We start from the raw sequence: 14,224 nt of genomic DNA on the forward strand, positions 1-14,224 counted from the left end.
GGCGGTGGCGAAGATCGTCGGGTTCGACGTCACGCCGAGCACACCCGCGTCGACCAGGCGCTGCAGCTCGCCCCCGTCGGTCAGTTCGCGGGAGAGGTCGTCCAGCCAGACCGACACACCGTGCTGGTGCAGGGTCTCGAGGTTGTTGCTCACGGGAGTTTCTCCGTTCCTTCGTCCACTTCGCGGGGTGGGCGCCGGGACGGCGCCCGCAGAGGAACCCGGGGGCCTGCTCGCGCAGGCCCCCGGGTTTCGATCACTGCAGACCGGCGAGCGATTCCTTCGCCGCGGTCACGACAGCGGTGTCGGTCAGCCCGAACTCGCGGTACAGGTCCTGGTAGTCGGCCGAGGCGCCGTAGTGCTCGATGCTCACCGAGCGGCCGGCGTCGCCGACGAACTGCTCCCAGCCGAAGGCCAGGGCGGCCTCGACCGAGACGCGGGCCTTGACCTGCGGCAGCAGGACGGTGTCGCGGTAGGCCTGGTCCTGCTGCAGGAACCACTCACGGCTGGGCATCGACACGACGCGGGTCCCGATGCCCTCGGCCTCGAGCTTCTCGCGCGCGGCCACGGCGATCTGGACCTCCGAGCCGGTGCCGATGAGGATCACGTCGGGGGTCGCCTTGGAGCTCTCCACCAGCGTGTAGGCGCCCTTGGCGACACCGGAGGCGTCGCCCCAGCCGGCCTGCGAGCGGTCGAACGTCGGCAGGTTCTGGCGCGAGAGCGCCAGGCCGGCCGGACGGTCGGTGTGCTCCAGGATCGTGCGCCAGGCCCACGCGGTCTCGTTGGCGTCACCGGGGCGGACGACGTCCAGGCCCGGGATGGCGCGCAGCGCGGCGAGGTGCTCGATCGGCTGGTGCGTCGGGCCGTCCTCGCCCAGGCCGATGGAGTCGTGCGTCCACACGAACGTCACCGGCAGCCGCATGATCGCCGCGAGCCGGACGGCCGGGCGCATGTAGTCGCTGAAGACGAGGAAGGTGCCGCCGTAGGGGCGGGTCCCGCCGTGCAGCGCGATGCCGTTGAGGATCGAGCCCATCGCGTGCTCGCGGATGCCGAAGTGCAGGGTGCGCCCGTACGGGTTGCCCTCCCACATCTTCGTCGTGCGGCTCGGCGGCAGGAAGCTCGGCTCGCCCTTCATCGAGGTCAGGTTCGACTCGGCCAGGTCGGCCGAACCGCCCCACAGCTCGGGCAGGGTCGAGGCCAGGGCGTTGAGGACCTCACCGGAGGCCTTGCGCGAGGCGATCGACTTGCCGGCCTCGAAGACGGGCAGGGCGTCCTGCCAGCCCGCGGGCAGCGTGCGGGTGCGGATGCGGTCGAACAGCTCCGCGCGCTCACCGGCGCCCTTGCGCCAGTTGTCGAACGACGCCTGCCACTCCTCCTTGGCCGCCACGCCGCGGTCGCGGGCCTGGCGGGCGAAGGCGATGACCTCGTCGGAGACCTCGAAGTCCTTCTCCGGGTCGAACCCGAGGACCTCCTTGGTCGCCTTGACCTCGGCCTCGCCCAGGGCGGAGCCGTGCGACTTGCCGGTGTTCTGCAGGTTCGGCGCCGGGTAGGCGATCGTCGTGCGCAGCACGATGATCGAGGGCTTGGAGGTCTCGGCCTTGGCGGCCTCGATCGCGGCGTGCAGGCCGGCGACGTCCTCGGTGTAGGGACCCTCGCCGCCGTTGGTCCAGTCGATCGTCTGGACGTGCCAGCCGTAGGACTCGTAGCGCTTGCCGGTGTCCTCGCCCAGGGCGATGTTGGTGTCGTCCTCGATGGAGATGTGGTTCGCGTCGTAGATGACGACGAGGTTGCCCAGCTCCTGGACGCCGGCGATGGCCGAGGCCTCGGAGGTCACGCCCTCCTCGATGTCCCCGTCGGAGGCCAGCACGTAGATGTGGTGGTCGAAGGGGCTGGTGCCCGGGGCGGCCTCGGGGTCGAACAGGCCGCGCTCACGGCGGGCGGCCATCGCCATGCCCACCGCGGAGGCCAGGCCCTGGCCCAGGGGACCGGTGGTCATCTCGACACCGGCGGTGTGGCCGTGCTCGGGGTGGCCCGGGGTCTTCGAGCCCCACTTGCGCAGCGCCTTGAGGTCGTCGAGCTCGAGGCCGTAGCCGGCCAGGTAGAGCTGGATGTACAGCGTCAGGCTGGAGTGCCCGCAGGACAGCACGAAGCGGTCGCGGCCGACCCAGTCCGGGTCGGCGGGGTCGTGCCGCAGCATCTTCTGGAACAGCAGGTAGGCCACCGGGGCGAGGCTCATCGCGGTGCCCGGGTGCCCGTTGCCGGCGCGCTGCACGGCGTCCATCGCCAGGACGCGGACGGTGTCGACCGTCTTCTGGTCGAGTTCGCTCCACTCGAGGGGCTGGCTCACGTGTCTCCTCCCGTGCGAACCAGCTGACCGACCAGCGCCCGGATGGCGGTGGGGGACCGGCCGTGGTCCGCTCTCTGTCTCCGTCGCGTGTCGGGACCGCGTCGTGCGGCCCGACGTCCGAGGCGTTCGTCGTCAGGGATCCGCCCGCGCTCCTCGTGCTGAGGGTGACGGGGGATCACCAGCAGCGAGCCTACTCGCAGCGGGCTGGACTGCAGCCGGGCAGGGGTGGCGCGGTCGTTCCCCCGGCGACGAGGGTGTGATCACGACCCCCGGGAGCGACACCGGATACGACACTGCGTAGCAGAGGCGTAAGCTCAGGACTGCCCGTTGCCGCCTCGCCCCGAGGACACTGTGACCGTCGCCGACCCGCGTCTCTCCGACGCCCCTGCGCACTCCCGGACCAGCTTGCTGGGCCGGCGCCGCAGCGGGCGCCCCCCGCGCTTCCCCCGGGCCGCCGCCTACGTCGCGCTCACCAAGCCCCGCATCATCGAGCTGCTGCTCATCACCACCATCCCCGTGATGCTGTTCGCCGCGGACGGACTGCCCTCGCTGTGGCTCGTCCTGGCGACGTTCGTCGGGGGCGCGCTGGCCGCGGGCTGTGCCAACACCCTGAACTGCTACTTCGACCGCGACATCGACGCGCTCATGAAGCGCACCGAGAACCGGCCGCTGGTCACCGGGGCCATCACCCCCAACCGCGCGCTGGTCTTCGCGGCCGCCCTGGGCCTGGCCTCGACGGGGATCTTCCTGGCCTTCGTCAACGTGCTCTCGGCCGTGCTGGCGATCGGCGCGATCCTGCTGTACGTCGTGGGCTACACGCTGCTGCTCAAGCGCCGCACGTCGCAGAACATCGTCTGGGGCGGTGTCGCCGGCTGCATGCAGGTGCTCATCGGCTGGACGGCCGTGCGCGACTCCCTGGACTGGGCGCCGTTCGTGCTGTTCGGGGTGATCTTCCTGTGGACCCCGCCGCACTACTGGCCGCTGTCGGTGCGCTACCGCGAGGACTACGCCAACGCGGGCGTGCCGATGCTGCCGGTGGTCGCCAAGCCGACGACGGTCTCGCGGCAGATCGTGGCCTACACCGTCGCGATGGTGCTGTGCTCGCTGCTGCTGGTGCCCCTGGGCAACGCCGGAGTGGTGTACGGCGTGGCCGCCGCCGTGCTCGGCGCCGGCTTCCTGTGGCAGACGATCGGCCTGCACCGCAGGGCCTCCCGCTTCGAGCGGGAGACCGGCGGGCAGGACGCCGGGACGATGGAGCAGCTCAAGCGGATCTCGCCCATGGGCGTGTTCCACGGCTCGATCACGTACCTGACGCTGCTGTCGCTCGCGGTGGCCCTGGACCCGTTCGTGAAGGTCGGCTGGCCGTTCTGAGGCTGTGCACGCAGGGCGGGCCGAGGTCTCCTCGGCCCGCCCTGCGGCGTTCCCGGCGTGGTGCGGGCGCGCAGGACCCCACCGGGGCGTGACGAGGCGACCTCGGGCCTCTCAGCGGCGTCGGCCGCGTACCGTCAGCACCAGTGAGACCAGGGCCGCGAGGACGGCCAGGGCCCACCACTGGACGTACGAGTAGACGGTTCCCCCGCGCCCGGCGGCGCCGGACGTGAGGACGGTCCAGACCACGAGCAACGCCGCCCCGGCCAGGGCGCAGCCCAGCGTGGCGGGGGTGCGCCGGCGGCCGGTGAGGGCTGAGACGAGGCTCGCCAGGACGACCAGCGCGCCCAGCGCCAGGAGCGCCAGGCCGAGCACGGCTGCGGTCACCGACGGCCCTCCTCCGTCGTGGGGGCACCCGTGGGTGTCCGCACGCCGTCGTGGGGGCGACCGGTTCGGGACACCCGTGCCCCGCTGGACACCTGTACCCCGCTGCACGTGGTGACCCCGGCGGGTGCCCCCGTGGGACCCGGGAGCCTCACTCCCAGCGGAACCACCGGGCGCAGGCCAGGCTGCAGGCCACGGTCCACACGCCCAGCACGACGAGCGGGCCCGCGGCGACGGTGCCGCCGGCCAGCGCCTCACGCACCGCGGTGCCCAGCGCCCCCGAGGGCAGCACGTCGGTGACGGGGGCCAGCGGGGAGGGCAGCACGAGGCCGCCGCCGGCCAGCAGGAGCACCCAGACGAAGTTCGCGACGGCCAGCGTCCCCTCGGCGCGCACGGTGCCGGCCAGCAGCAGGCCCAGCGCCGTGAAGGCGGCCGCGCCCAGCAGCAGCGCGGGCACGGCGGCCAGCGCGGAGGCGGACGGCGACCAGCCCAGGAAGCCGGCGATGAGGCCCAGCACGAGCACCTGCACGACGACCAGCGCCAGCACCGACAGGACCTTGCCCGCCAGCAGCCCCGACCGTCCCAGCGGGGACGTGGCCAGCAGCCGCAGCACGCCGTTGCGACGGTCGAAGCCGGTGCCGATGGCCTGTCCGGTGAACGCCGTCGACACGACCGCCAGCGCGACCACCCCGCCCAGCGCGAGGGCGGGCCGCGGCCCGTCCCCCAGGTCCAGGGAGGTCACCCGCGTCACGCCGACGAGGACGAGCGCGGGCAGGACGAGGGTCAGCAGCAGCTGCTCGCCGTTGCGCAGCGCGATGGTGGTCTCGAAGGCGGCCTGGCGCAGGACGCGCGGCAGCCAGGGGGTCGCGGTCCCGGCGGGGGAGAGGTCCAGCACGCTCGCACCGGTCGTCATCGCAGGGTCCTCCCGGTCAGGTCGAGGAACACGTCCTCCAGGGTCCGCCGGACGGGGCCCACGCCCTCGGCCAGCACGTCGTGCGAGGCGCACCAGTTCGTCACGGTGGCCACCACCCGCGGGTCCACCGCGATGCCGGTGACCGTGTAGCGGCCGGTCTCGGTCTCGGTGACCTCGGCGCCGTCGGGCAGGGCGCGGGCCAGGGAGGCCGTCGCCAGCCCCGGCCGGGACCGGAAGGTCAGGGAGGCGGGCCCGCGGGTCAGCTCCTCAGGGGAGCCGGCGGCCACGACCCGGCCGTGGTCGACGACCACGACGTCGTCGGCGAGGCGTTCGGCCTCCTCCATGAGGTGGGTCGTCAGGACGACGGCGACGCCGGCTCCGCGCGCTTCGCGCACCACGTCCCAGACGGCCAGGCGCGCCTGCGGGTCCAGGCCGGCGCTGGGCTCGTCGAGGAAGACCAGCTCGGGCCGGCCGACGAGCGCGCACGCCACCGCCAGCCGCTGCCGCTGCCCGCCGGACAGCCGGCGCACCCGGGTGCGGGCGAAGCCGGTCAGGCCCAGCCGCTCGGCCAGGGCGCCCACGTCGAGGGGGTCGCTGTGCAGGGAGGCGATGTGCCGCAGGGCCTCCAGGGCGCCCACGCCGGTGGGCAGGCCACCGTCCTGCAGCATCACACCGACCCGGGGGCGCAGCGCGACGGCGTCGGCCACGGGGTCCAGGCCCAGCACCCGCACGGTGCCGGAGTCGGCGCGGCGCAGGCCCTCGCAGATCGCCACCGTCGTCGTCTTGCCGGCGCCGTTGGGGCCCAGCAGGGCCGTGACGCGGCCACGGCCGGCGCGGAACGTCAGCCCGTCCAGCACGGCGGGTCCGCCGCGGTAGGCCTTGCGCAGGTCCGCGACGTCGACGGCGGCCGTGGTGTCGACGTCGTGCACCGTCGCGGGTGAGGGGGAACCGAGCGCCACGAGGGGGCAGTCTACGAGGACGGGTAGTAGCGGGCCGACCCGCGCTGGGACCTTCGCGCGCAATTAGGTAACATGGTTGTTGTGGAAATGGTGAGGCCAGCCTCAGTTGGCGCCGTCTCACCCCAGGGTCCGGCCCGGGGGGTGAGCTCCGAGGAGGCGCGCACGCGCACCCGGGTGCGCACCACCGTCGCCGAGCTCGGGCCCGTTCCCGCCGCCCGGATCGCCGAGCTGCTCGGCCTGACCGGCGCCGCGGTGCGCCGGCACCTCGACGCGATGGTCGCCGAGGGGGTGCTCGAGGCGCGCGACCCGCGTCCGGAGGCCCGCCGCGGCCGCGGCCGCCCGGCCAAGGAGTACGTCATCGCCTCGGCCGGTCACGACGACCTGCCCTCGGGCTACGACGACCTGGCCCTGTCGGCCCTGGAGTACCTGCAGCGGGTGCACGGCCCCGAGGCCGTCAGCGACTTCGCCCGTCAGCGGTTCGCCGCGCTGGAGCAGGCCCTGGCCGGTCTGGAGGGCCCGCTGCCGCAGAAGGTCGAGGCCCTCGTGCGGGCCCTGGCCGACCAGGGGTTCTCGGCCAGCTCCCGCCCCGTCGCGGTGGGAACACTCGCGGAGGGCGTCCAGTTGTGCCAAGGGCACTGTCCGGTCCAGAAGGTCGCCGAGGCGTTCCCCCAGCTGTGCGAGGCCGAACGGCGGACCTTCGAGACGATCCTCGGGACGCGTGTGCAACGGTTGGCGACGCTCGCGCACGGAGACCACGTCTGCACGACGTTCGTCCCCCTCGACCAGCTCCACCAGCAGGACCAGCACGAAGCCCGGCAAGACAGCCAGCAAGCCACGGAAGGACGACGACTGTGACCGACACCGTCTCCGAGACCCAGACGACCGCGGGCCCGCCCGAACTCGAGGGCCTCGGCAAGTACCAGTACGGCTGGGCGGACTCCGACGTCGCCGGCGCGTCCGCCCGTCGCGGTCTGTCCGAGGACGTCGTGCGCGACATCTCGGCGAAGAAGAACGAGCCCGAGTGGATGCTCGCGCTGCGGCTGAAGGCGCTGCGCCTGTTCGGCCGCAAGCCGATGCCGGACTGGGGCTCGGACCTCACCGGGATCGACTTCGAGAACATCAAGTACTTCGTGCGGTCCACGGAGAAGCAGGCGACCAGCTGGGACGAACTGCCCGAGGACATCAAGAACACCTACGACCGCCTGGGCATCCCCGAGGCCGAGAAGCAGCGGCTCATCGCCGGCGTCGCGGCCCAGTACGAGTCCGAGGTCGTCTACCACCAGATCCGCGAGGACCTGGAGGAGAAGGGTGTCATCTTCGTCGACACCGACACCGGCCTGCGCGAGCACGAGGAGCTCTTCAAGGAGTACTTCGGCACCGTCATCCCGGTCGGTGACAACAAGTTCGCCTCGCTGAACACCGCGGTGTGGTCGGGTGGCTCGTTCATCTACGTGCCCAAGGGCGTCCACGTCGAGATCCCGCTGCAGGCCTACTTCCGGATCAACACCGAGAACATGGGCCAGTTCGAGCGGACGCTGATCATCGCCGACGAGGGCTCCTACGTGCACTACGTCGAGGGCTGCACGGCGCCGATCTACCAGAGCGACTCCCTGCACTCCGCGGTCGTCGAGATCGTCGTGAAGAAGAACGCCCGCGTGCGGTACACGACCATCCAGAACTGGTCGAACAACGTCTACAACCTGGTCACCAAGCGCGCCACGGCCGCCGAGGGCGCGACCATGGAGTGGATCGACGGGAACATCGGCTCCAAGGTGACGATGAAGTACCCGGCCGTCTACCTCATGGGTGAGCACGCCAAGGGCGAGACGCTGTCGATCGCGATGGCCGGCGAGGGCCAGCACCAGGACGCCGGCGCCAAGATGGTGCACGCCGCCCCGCACACCAAGAGCTCGATCGTCTCCAAGTCGATCGCCCGCGGTGGTGGCCGCACCTCCTACCGCGGCCTCATCCAGGTCCTGGAGGGCGCGCACCACTCGGCCTCGACGGTGCGCTGCGACGCGCTGCTGGTCGACACGATCTCCCGGTCGGACACCTACCCCTACAACGACATCCGCGAGGACGACGTCGTCATGGGGCACGAGGCCACGGTCTCGAAGGTCTCCGACGACCAGCTCTTCTACCTCATGAGCCGCGGCATGGCCGAGGACGAGGCGATGGCGATGATCGTGCGCGGGTTCATCGAGCCCGTCGCGCGCGAGCTGCCCATGGAGTACGCGCTGGAACTGAACCGCCTCATCGAGCTGCAGATGGAAGGGGCCGTCGGCTGATGACCCTCGTCAACGAAGAGACCGCCTCGGCGCCGGGGACCAGGTCCGGGACCGCGGACACCTCCGGCGCGCACACCCACGGCGGGCCCGTGGTGCCCGAGGCCTCCCGGGCCGCGCGCAAGACGTCCTTCGACGTCGCCGACTTCCCCGTGCCCGGTGGGCGCGAGGAGGAGTGGAAGTTCTCCCCGCTGCGCGACTTCGCGCCGCTGTTCGAGGTCGTCGACCCCGCGCCGGAGAACTCCGCGGCCGTCGAGGTCAGCGGCCCGGACGTCGTGGAGCACACCACGGGCAAGCCCAGCGAGGTCGGCGGCAAGGCGTTCGTCCCCGGCGACCGCGCCGCCGCGGCGGGCTGGAACTCCACCGAGCTGGCGCACCTGGTGCGCATCCCGGCCGAGGCCGAGCTGACCGAGCCCGTCGTCGTGACGATCCGCGGCGAGGCCGGCCGGACCACCGCCGGTCACGTCGTCGTCGAGACCGGCCACCACGCCAAGGCGCTCGTCGTGCTCTCGCACCTGGGCGGCGGCGCGCACCGCGGCAACGTCGAGGTCCTCGCCGGTGACAGCTCCGACCTGACCGTCGTGACGCTGCAGGAGTGGGACGCCGACGCGATCCACGTCGGCCAGCACGACGTGCGGGTCGGCCGGGACGCGACGGTGCGCCACATCGGCGTCAGCCTGGGCGGCAAGGCCGTGCGCGTGTCGGTGAACGTCAGCTACGCCGCCCCCGGTGGCGACGCGACCACGCTGGGCGTCTACTTCGCCGGCTCCGGCCAGCACAGCGAGCACCGCCAGTTCATCGACCACGAGGCGACGAACTGCAAGAGCTACGTCGAGTACAAGGGCGCGCTGCAGGGCGAGTCCGCGCACGCGGTGTGGATCGGCGACGTCCTCATCCGCGCCTCGGCCGAGGGCACCGAGACCTACGAGCTGAACCGCAACCTCGTCCTCACCGACGGGGCGCGCGCCGACTCGGTCCCGAACCTGGAGATCGAGACGGGCGAGATCGTCGGCGCCGGCCACGCCTCGGCGACGGGTCGCTTCGACGACGAGCAGCTGTTCTACCTGCAGTCGCGCGGCATCCCCGAGGAGGAGGCCCGCCGGCTGGTCGTCCGCGGGTTCTTCGCCAGCATCGTCGAGAAGATCGGCATCCCCGAGATCTCGCAGCGACTCATGACCACGATCGAGACCCAGCTTTCGCAGGGCAACCCTGCCGTGCAGAACGTCGAGGAGAACTGAATGTCCACCCTGGAGATCCGCGACCTGCACGTGACGGTCGACGAAGCCGACGGCTCCGTGAAGGAGATCCTGCGCGGGGTCGACCTCACCATCAACTCCGGTGAGGTGCACGCGGTCATGGGCCCCAACGGGTCCGGCAAGTCGACGCTGGCCTACTCCATCGCGGGCCACCCGAAGTACACCGTCACCGGCGGCACCGTCACCCTCGACGGTGAGGACGTGCTCGCGATGAGCGTCGACGAGCGCGCCCGCGCCGGCATGTTCCTGGCCATGCAGTACCCCGTCGAGGTTCCCGGCGTCACCGTCTCGAACTTCCTGCGCACCGCCAAGACCGCCATCGACGGCGAGGCGCCGAAGCTGCGCACCTGGGTCAAGGACGTCAAGCAGGCGATGGACGACCTGCGCATGGACTCCTCGTTCGCCGAGCGCAACGTCAACGAGCACTTCTCCGGCGGCGAGAAGAAGCGGCACGAGATCCTGCAGATGGAGCTGCTCAAGCCGAAGATCGCCATCCTCGACGAGACCGACTCCGGCCTCGACGTCGACGCGCTGAAGATCGTGTCCGAGGGCGTGAACCGGTCGCTGTCCACGGCGAACCCGGGTGTGCTGCTCATCACGCACTACACGCGGATCCTGCGCTACATCAAGCCCGACTTCGTGCACGTCTTCGTCAACGGCCGGGTGGCCGAGCAGGGTGGCCCCGAGCTGGCCGACTCCCTCGAGGAGACCGGGTACGACCGGTTCCTCACCAACGCCTGAGACTGCCAGAGATCGAGGAGGAGACCGTGAGCGAGACGACAGCTCCCGCCAGCGGCCCGACGCCGGCGGCCCTCGCCGACGTCGAGGAGGCGCTGAAGGACGTCATCGACCCCGAACTGGGGATCAACGTCGTCGACCTGGGCCTGGTCTACGGGCTCACGGTCTCCGACGACAACGTCGCGACGATCGACATGACGCTGACCAGCGCGGCCTGCCCGCTGACCGACGTCATCGAGGACCAGACCGCGCAGGCCCTCGTCGACGTGGTGGCCGACCACCGCATCAACTGGGTCTGGATGCCGCCGTGGGGCATGGAGAAGATCACCGACGACGGGCGTGACCAGCTGCGCGCCCTCGGCTTCAACGTCTGACGACGGCTGCGGACACGACGGAACCCCCTGGAGCCCGGCTCCAGGGGGTTCCGTCGTCGTGGGGCGCGCCTCAGAAGCGGAAGCCCGACACCAGCTGCTGCAGATCGCTGGCGACCCGGGAGACGTCCTGACTGGTCGTCGCGGTGTGCTGGGCGGAGTTGGAGGACTCGACCGCGCCGGCGGCGATGCCGCCCATGTTGGCCGAGATCTCGTTCGCGCCGGCCGAGACCTCGGTGACGTTGCGCACCATCTCGGCCGTGGTGGCCGACTGCTCCTCCACGGCCGCGGCGATGGTGCCCTGCAGGCCGTCGATGCGGGCGATGACCTCGCTGATCTCGGCGATCGCGGCGGCCGCGGCCGTCGCGTCGGCCTGGGTCGAGCCGACCTTGGAGACGATCTCCTCGGTGGCGCGGGCGGTCTGCTGCGCCAGTTCCTTCACCTCACCGGCCACGACGGCGAAGCCCTTGCCGGCGTCGCCGGCGCGGGCGGCCTCGATGGTGGCGTTCAGGGCCAGCAGGTTGGTCTGCTCGGCGATGGAGGTGATGAGCTTGACCACGTCACCGATCTCCCGGCTGGAGGCCGCCAGGCGGGTGAGGGTCTGGTCGGCGGCCTGCGCGGCCTGCACGGCGGTCCCGGCGACCTGGCTGGCGTCGGCGGTGGAGGCGGAGATCTCGCGGATGGCGGCGGTCATCTCCTCGCCGGCCGCGGCGACGGTGCCGATGTTCGCGCTGATCTGCTCGGTGGCGGCGGAGACGACCTGCGACTGCGAGGAGCTCTCCTGCGCGCCGGAGGACATCTGGGTGGCGACGGCGGTCAGTTCCTCGGCCGAGGCGGACAGCGTCGTGGCGTTCGCGACGATCTGCCCCATGACGGCGCCCAGCCGCTCGGTCGAGGCGTCCAGGGCCTGCGCCATGACGCCGATCTCGTCCCTGCTCGTGATGCCGGCGCGCCGGTCGAGCTGCCCGTCGGACAGCCCCTGCACGACGTCCAGCACGCGCCCCAGCGGGCCGGAGACGCCCCGGGCGATGACCACGGCGATGGCCACCGAGACCGCCACGGCGACCGCGATGACGACGACCGTGAGGGTCACCGCGCGGTGGTAAGCGGCCGCACCGGCCTCCTGGGACGCCTCGGCGGCGGCCGTCTCGTTCTCCAGCATCGCCGACAGCTCGGCGGCGACCTTCTCGTTGACCGGCGTCGTCGTCGTCGACCGCAGCGCGGTGAAGGCTGCCGTGTCGGTGCCCCGGGCCAGCGGGAGCAGCTGCTCGCGTGCGCTGCGGTAGGCGGCCAGATCAGCCTCGAAGGTCTCGAGCTCGGCGGCCGACTGCTGCGGGTCGGTGTCGAGGTACGCGGCCCAGGCGGCGTCCACGGCCTCGTCCGCGGTCGCGACGTTCGCCTCGGCGTCGGCCTTGCCGTCGGGTCCGGTCAGGGCCAGGTCGGCCAGGGCCTTGGTGGCCGAGATGTAGGTGGTCTGGACGTTGTCCAGGGCGTGCACCGACAGGACGCTGTTGGTGTACATGTCGGCCAGCCGCGTCTGCGCCGAGCGCAGCCCGACGAAGCCGACGGCCCCCACGGCGACCAGGAGCAGGACGACGACGCCGAAACCGGCGAACAACTTCGAGGCGACGTTCAGGTCGCGCAGGCGCTGCATGGCGGATGCCTTCCGGGACTCTCCCGGGACTCTCCACGGGCTGTGACGATTCATCGGCGGAGCGCTACGGTGGGATTGAGTCCCGCAACGTTCAGCTCACCCGTCCGGCCCAATCGTCGCTGTCGGTGACGCTCCACGGGGCCGCCCGCGACGGCTCGTAGAATGGGGCGACCGCCGCCCCACCACGGAACTGTGAGCTGCCCTCGTGATCGTCGCCACCGACATCGAACTGCGAGCCGGGGCCCGGCTCCTCATGGAGGGGGTCAACTTCCGGGTCGCCGCAGGGGACCGCATCGGGCTGGTCGGGCGCAACGGCGCCGGCAAGACGACGCTGACGAAGGTCCTGGCCGGTGAGGGGCAGCCCGCCTCGGGCACCGTCACCCGCTCCGGTGAGATCGGGTACCTGCCGCAGGACCCGCGCGCCGGGGACCCCGAGATGCTGGCCCGCGACCGGATCCTCGCGGCCCGCGGGCTCGACGACATCATCACCCGGCTGCGCAAGGCCGAGGTCGACATGGCCAGCGAGGACCCCAAGGTCCGCGACAAGGCCATGGACCGCTACACCAAGCTCGACGCGCGCTTCGTCGCCCTCGGCGGCTACACGGCCGAGAGCGAGGCCGCGCGCATCTGCGCGAACCTCAACCTGCCCGACCGCATCCTGGACCAGCAGCTCAAGACGCTGTCCGGTGGTCAGCGCCGCCGCGTGGAGCTGGCCCGGATCCTGTTCTCCGACAGCGAGACGCTGCTGCTGGACGAACCGACCAACCACCTCGACGCGGACTCCATCACCTGGCTGCGCGAGCACCTGAGGAACTACTCCGGCGGGCTCATCGTCATCAGCCACGACGTCGAGCTGCTCGAGGTCGTCGTGAACCGGGTGTTCCACCTGGACGCCAACCGCGCGACGATCGACCTCTACAACGTCGGCTGGAAGAACTACCTCAAGCAGCGCGAGACCGACGAGAAGCGCCGCGTCCGCGAACGCGCCAACGCCGAGAAGAAGGCCGGCACGCTGCTGCTGCAGGCCGCCAAGATGGGCGCCAAGGCGACGAAGGCCGTCGCCGCGCAGAACATGGCCAAGCGCGCGGAGAAGCTGCTCGGTGGGCTCGAGGACGTCCGCGTCCAGGACAAGGTCGCCAAGCTGCGCTTCCCCAAGCCGGCTCCCTGCGGCAAGACGCCGCTGATGGCCGAGGGGCTGTCGAAGTCCTACGGCTCCCTGGAGATCTTCACGTCGGTCGACCTGGCCATCGACCGCGGCAGCCGCGTCGTCATCCTCGGCCTCAACGGTGCCGGCAAGACGACGCTGCTGCGCATGCTCGGCGGTGTCGAGGACCCCGACACCGGTCGGATCGTGGCCGGGCACGGCCTGAAGGTCGGGTACTACGCGCAGGAGCACGAGACCCTCGACCACGACCGCACGGTCCTGGAGAACATGCGCTCGGCCTCCCCGGACCTCGACGACACCCGCGTGCGGACGGTGCTGGGCTCCTTCCTGTTCTCCGGCGACGACGTGGACAAGCCCGCCGGGGTGCTCTCGGGTGGGGAGAAGACCCGCCTGGCGCTGGCCACCCTCGTCGTCTCCAGCGCCAACGTGCTGCTGCTGGACGAACCGACCAACAACCTCGACCCGGCCTCGCGCGCCGAGATCCTCGACGCGCTCAAGCACTACGAGGGGGCCGTCGTGCTCGTCACGCACGACGAGGGGGCCGTCGAGGCGCTCGGGCCGGAGCGGGTCGTGCTGCTGCCCGACGGGGTCGAGGACCTGTGGAACGCCTCCTACGCCGAGCTCGTCTCGCTCGCCTGACCCGGGCGCTGCCCACCGGGGGCACCCCCGTTCTGGCGCGCGTCCGGCCCAGGTGTGTCAGGAAGTCGTCAGGCCCGGGTGCCCGGCGGCGGACCTGAAACGTTCCCGCAGGTGGGGACCGCGTTCGGGGAGATCACGAACGGGCCGG

12 protein-coding genes are annotated in these 14,224 nt (G+C 71.7%); 7 read left to right on the forward strand and 5 right to left on the reverse strand.

The window, feature by feature from the left end; all coding sequences use genetic code 11:
- Window positions 1-253: 253 nt before the first annotated feature.
- Window positions 254-2,344, reverse strand: a complete 2,091-nt coding sequence (gene tkt, locus ACRYR2_RS13495) for a transketolase (RefSeq protein ID WP_432563390.1) — start codon at window positions 2,342-2,344, stop codon at window positions 254-256.
- 351 nt (window positions 2,345-2,695) lie between these two features.
- Between tkt and ACRYR2_RS13500 the strand changes: the two genes are divergently transcribed.
- Window positions 2,696-3,715, forward strand: coding sequence for a heme o synthase (locus ACRYR2_RS13500; RefSeq protein WP_432563391.1), 1,020 nt, complete (start codon window positions 2,696-2,698; stop codon window positions 3,713-3,715).
- A 111-nt stretch (window positions 3,716-3,826) separates the two neighbouring features.
- Here ACRYR2_RS13500 and ACRYR2_RS13505 read toward each other — a convergent pair whose 3' ends face one another.
- The 3 genes from ACRYR2_RS13505 to ACRYR2_RS13515 form a co-directional block, all read right to left on the reverse strand.
- The gene (locus ACRYR2_RS13505; protein WP_432563392.1) at window positions 3,827-4,099 is read right to left on the reverse strand and encodes a hypothetical protein; all 273 of its coding nucleotides are present in this window, start codon (window positions 4,097-4,099) and stop codon (window positions 3,827-3,829) included.
- A 148-nt stretch (window positions 4,100-4,247) separates the two neighbouring features.
- A complete protein-coding gene (locus ACRYR2_RS13510; RefSeq protein WP_432563393.1) occupies window positions 4,248-5,009 on the reverse strand; it encodes an ABC transporter permease in 762 nt (253 codons plus the stop codon).
- On the reverse strand, window positions 5,006-5,968 hold the full coding sequence (locus tag ACRYR2_RS13515) for an ABC transporter ATP-binding protein (RefSeq protein WP_432563394.1): 963 nt from the start codon (window positions 5,966-5,968) through the stop codon (window positions 5,006-5,008). The genes ACRYR2_RS13510 and ACRYR2_RS13515 overlap by 4 nt, the downstream gene beginning before the upstream one ends.
- 141 nt (window positions 5,969-6,109) lie before the next feature.
- Between ACRYR2_RS13515 and ACRYR2_RS13520 the strand changes: the two genes are divergently transcribed.
- Genes ACRYR2_RS13520 through ACRYR2_RS13540 form a run of 5 tightly spaced genes read left to right on the forward strand, consistent with a single transcriptional unit; the run spans window position 6,110 to window position 10,621 of the window.
- Entirely contained in the window at window positions 6,110-6,823 is a 714-nt protein-coding gene (locus ACRYR2_RS13520; protein ID WP_432563395.1) for a helix-turn-helix transcriptional regulator, read from the forward strand.
- Complete coding sequence (gene sufB / locus ACRYR2_RS13525; RefSeq protein WP_432563396.1) at window positions 6,820-8,256, forward strand: Fe-S cluster assembly protein SufB; 1,437 nt, start codon at window positions 6,820-6,822, stop codon at window positions 8,254-8,256. The genes ACRYR2_RS13520 and sufB overlap by 4 nt, the downstream gene beginning before the upstream one ends.
- A complete protein-coding gene (gene sufD, locus ACRYR2_RS13530; RefSeq protein WP_432563397.1) occupies window positions 8,256-9,491 on the forward strand; it encodes a Fe-S cluster assembly protein SufD in 1,236 nt (411 codons plus the stop codon). The genes sufB and sufD overlap by 1 nt, the downstream gene beginning before the upstream one ends.
- A complete protein-coding gene (gene sufC, locus ACRYR2_RS13535) occupies window positions 9,492-10,250 on the forward strand; it encodes a Fe-S cluster assembly ATPase SufC (RefSeq protein ID WP_432563398.1) in 759 nt (252 codons plus the stop codon).
- A 26-nt stretch (window positions 10,251-10,276) separates the two neighbouring features.
- Window positions 10,277-10,621, forward strand: coding sequence for a metal-sulfur cluster assembly factor (locus tag ACRYR2_RS13540; RefSeq protein WP_432563399.1), 345 nt, complete (start codon window positions 10,277-10,279; stop codon window positions 10,619-10,621).
- A gap of 70 nt (window positions 10,622-10,691) precedes the next feature.
- On the opposite strand, the gene ACRYR2_RS13545 is transcribed toward ACRYR2_RS13540, so the two are convergent.
- Window positions 10,692-12,272, reverse strand: a complete 1,581-nt coding sequence (locus ACRYR2_RS13545) for a methyl-accepting chemotaxis protein (protein ID WP_432563400.1) — start codon at window positions 12,270-12,272, stop codon at window positions 10,692-10,694.
- A 205-nt stretch (window positions 12,273-12,477) separates the two neighbouring features.
- Here ACRYR2_RS13545 and ACRYR2_RS13550 point away from each other — a divergent pair, with 205 nt between their 5' ends.
- Window positions 12,478-14,076: an ABC-F family ATP-binding cassette domain-containing protein gene (locus tag ACRYR2_RS13550; protein WP_432563401.1), complete on the forward strand. Its 1,599-nt coding sequence runs from the start codon at window positions 12,478-12,480 to the stop codon at window positions 14,074-14,076.
- Window positions 14,077-14,224: the final 148 nt, after the last annotated feature.

This window comes from Kineococcus deserti, from assembly GCF_050871945.1.
Lineage (GTDB): Bacteria > Actinomycetota > Actinomycetes > Actinomycetales > Kineococcaceae > Kineococcus.

Excerpts from the sequence above, each read along its gene's own strand:
- ACRYR2_RS13510 (WP_432563393.1), bottom strand. The coding sequence starts at position 5,009 with ATGACGACCGGTGCGAGCGTGCTGGACCTCTCCCCCGCCGGGACCGCG.
- sufD (WP_432563397.1), top strand. The coding sequence starts at position 8,256 with ATGACCCTCGTCAACGAAGAGACCGCCTCGGCGCCGGGGACCAGGTCC.
- sufC (WP_432563398.1), top strand. The coding sequence starts at position 9,492 with ATGTCCACCCTGGAGATCCGCGACCTGCACGTGACGGTCGACGAAGCC.
- ACRYR2_RS13545 (WP_432563400.1), bottom strand. The coding sequence starts at position 12,272 with ATGCAGCGCCTGCGCGACCTGAACGTCGCCTCGAAGTTGTTCGCCGGT.